This is a genomic window from Proteiniphilum sp. UBA5384 (assembly GCF_002410825.1).
GTDB lineage: Bacteria > Bacteroidota > Bacteroidia > Bacteroidales > Dysgonomonadaceae > Proteiniphilum.
The window spans coordinates 1,796-5,088 of record NZ_DHOS01000055.1 but is presented as its reverse complement, the minus strand read 5'-3'; the positions used below and the strand labels follow the sequence as shown (position 1 = coordinate 5,088).

At 39.5% G+C, this 3,293-nt stretch carries 2 protein-coding genes; both read right to left on the bottom strand.

Annotation, left to right across the window (positions count from 1 at the left end; genetic code table 11):
• Positions 1-1,307: RNA-binding domain-containing protein (locus B4G81_RS10870; RefSeq protein WP_294082396.1), on the bottom strand; the 1,307-nt coding region annotated here is incomplete at its 3' end.
• Between the two features lie 3 nt (positions 1,308-1,310).
• Positions 1,311-3,293: helicase-related protein (locus tag B4G81_RS10865; protein ID WP_294082394.1), on the bottom strand; the 1,983-nt coding region annotated here is incomplete at its 5' end.

Sequence of the window (3,293 nt, the reverse complement as noted above, 5' to 3'; positions counted from 1 at the left end):
GGAATTAATTTCTGTACTTTATCCAATAGCACAGCATCTGTAAGATTAATATCATCTTTCCTCTCGATCAATAGTTTAGAATAGTTTTCATTGATCGTGTGCCCGTAAATTTCTAAAACAACTTCCTCTTTTGTTGTTTTTGAATAATCTGGTAATGGAAAAAAACGTTGTTTCTGGCTCTTATACATCTTGTGAATACCATACCCCATACTATCAATCATATTGAGTGTAACCATTGCTTCGGCCAACCAACGGTTTCTGTATTTTTTAGGCGTTTTATTCCCGGTTGTGTAATCATCGGCACTTCCTTCGAAAAAATTACCAGCATTGGAAAATATAAGCTTTCCTGTTTCTTCAGTTAAAACTATACGGGAATTGTAACTATAGTCTTGATGAGCAATACAGTTATTTAATGCTTCAAGGATTACTTCAGGATCGTACTTCAAAACTTCAATCGCAATTAACTGATTATCGGGGAAGAACTTATATTTGACATTGCGGATCTGTTTCAGCACTTCGTTCACGGATATGAATAATGGGATTTCAAAATGTTCATACGCTTTCTCTTCCGTATCAAGTTTCCACGTAATCTGTGCGACTTTAGGTGAAATATAATGAGACGATTCAGGTTTCCCAAGAAGAATTATTGCAGTATTAGTTATTTGACCATTGATAGTAATTTTAGCTTTATCCAGGAACAGCTTGTCAGGCCAAACATCAATTTCATTATAAAATGGTTTACCAGCCATTTTCTCCTTAAATTTTTCTCTGGCTAGTGAAATGGCATCTCTATCCAGATCTTCAATTGTGGCTTTCTCTATTATATTTGCAGACCAATCTTCCTGCGAATTGTAAATAGTTCTGATGGAATCAGTGTATCTACGCAAGTCAGTAAGATTCGTCCCAATACGAATATATGGTATTTTCATAAATTGGGTAGGTTCACCAACAGCTGCAGGAATTTTGAAGACTTCCAGATAGAGTTCTCCATAATCACAAGGTAAAAATTCAAATCTTATTGAAGGCATCAGCAATCTTCTAGTCCATAGTTCCAACTCTTCATTTCCTTCTTTTCTCTTTTGAAATCTATACTTGGTGCCTTCTACGATGTGAGTTTTATCATTAATCCCGAAAATAAGATAACCAAAAGGTTGGTTGTGAATACAGGCTGCATTGGAAATAGCTGAGATATATCTGCCAAATCTTTCATTTGTAACAACGTCACCAGATTTGAATTCAACCCATTCATTCTCTTTGGGTAGTGATCGGAGTTCGTCAATAAGTTTTATTAAATCCTTATTTTCCATGATTTAAATGATTGTCCATCTTATGGTAAACAGTTCTTCTTGTTTTATTTTCTGATTTAGCATCTTTTCAATATCAGTCAACAGGTTCTCCTTTCTCTCATCAATTTCATCCTGAGAAGCAAACAATGATTGCCTCTTCTCATTGCGTCCCTTTTCAAGTTTCTTTATTTCACGTTGTGCCGCTACTTTTGATTCGAGACTGAGCATTTTCTTTGCTTCTGCTCTCCGGAGCTTTATTTCAGCATCAAGATCCTTTATTTCCTTCTCGAGGCTAATCTTCATGTCATCGGCCCACTGATCGAGCTTGTCCATCTCAATGTCAAAAAAATCTCTGTTTCGCAATGCATTGGTGGTAACAATTTCCTGCCTGTACCTGGCGATGCTCTTTGACAGACGTGATTCAGTTTCAGGAACTAAATATAGCAAATCTTTCTCTTCTGCCCGCAATGAAAAGAGTCTTTGGGCTATTTCGGGCTCAATCTCAGCGCCCTCATCCGTAATACAGGATAACAATAAATAATCTTCGTTTTCAAACGAATCGATGCTCAATTGCTCCACCCGCAACCATCCGGAATTGCCAATCAAACCGTTCAATGAGGATATAAGCGTAGGGGTGTCGGTATAATTGAATTCGACCAACCGCACCGGTGTGGGAAGCGATTTGCATTTCTGCAAGATGTGTTGAGCCAACTTGTGCCCTACCCTGTAGATGTTCGTATCATCCGGGACAATGATATCGCTTTTCTTCTTCCCTTCTTCTGTGCAAAGCATCTTGTAGGAGCCAGGATGAATGGTCACATCGTGAAAGGGATTTCCGTGCAGATTGAAGGAGAATTCATTGTCGTTGAAAAATGCAAAGTCTTTCAGCACATACTTGGTTAGCTTCCATAATTTCTGTTCGAAAGTATTCAGGTAGGATTTTGTTTTATCGTAATTGACCCTCAACTTCTCCCGCACCTCTTCATCAAAATTTTCCAACAACGTAGAACGAACACTCTGTAATTTCTCGGAGATGGTAGGTTTCAATTCTTCCTGCAGATCATCGAAAGCACTTTGAATCTCTTCGGTCGTTCTACATTCCTGGTATATCTGGGCTATTCTCTTCTCAAAGTCTACACCGTTGCCAATAGCACCCAGCACTTCATCGCTGGCACCAAAGACACCATCGAACAACCTGAACTTCTGTTCCAACAGTTCATATACACGCACATCGGCCTGGTTCCGGATATTAACAAAATTGACCACCACCACATCAAACTTCTGTCCATACCTGTGACAGCGCCCGATTCTTTGCTCTATCCTTTGTGGGTTCCATGGCATATCGTAATTCAGCACCAACGAACAAAATTGCAGGTTAACCCCTTCAGATGCAGCTTCTGTTGCAATCATTATGGTCGCATTGTCTCTGAAATAATCGACTATCGCGGATCGTTTATCTGCGGTGGGAGATCCGGAAATCTTGTCGGTACCTTTATGCATTTCAAGCCACTGGTTATAGATTCGTGTTGACTGTGGATCATTATTTGTGCCATTGAACAGAACAACCTGATCTTTGTACTTTTTTTCCGTCAGGAGATTATACAAATATTCCTGGGTTCTCTTCGATTCGGTAAAGATCAATGCTTTCTGGTTGGCCCCCAACAGTTGTAACTGTTCAAAAGCTTTGTCCAGCGCAATGAAAAGGTGATCTGCTTTCGAGTTTTTCTTTATTACCCTGGCTAGTTCGCGAAATTCCTTCAGGACTTCTATCTCTTCTTTTATTCCCTGGATATCAGCATTTGAATATGGCTGTTCTTCTTCCACGATGCTCTCTTCTTCATCATCGACCCACTCATCCCTAGTTTCATTCAATGCCTCATATTCATCGGAGAATAAATCGGCAATATCAGTTTCGTTTTTCTCAACGATGGATTCGAGCCTTTTGACCAATGTGTCGAAAGTACCATAAATGGCATAGGTAGACGAGGCCAGCAGTTTACGCAGGAT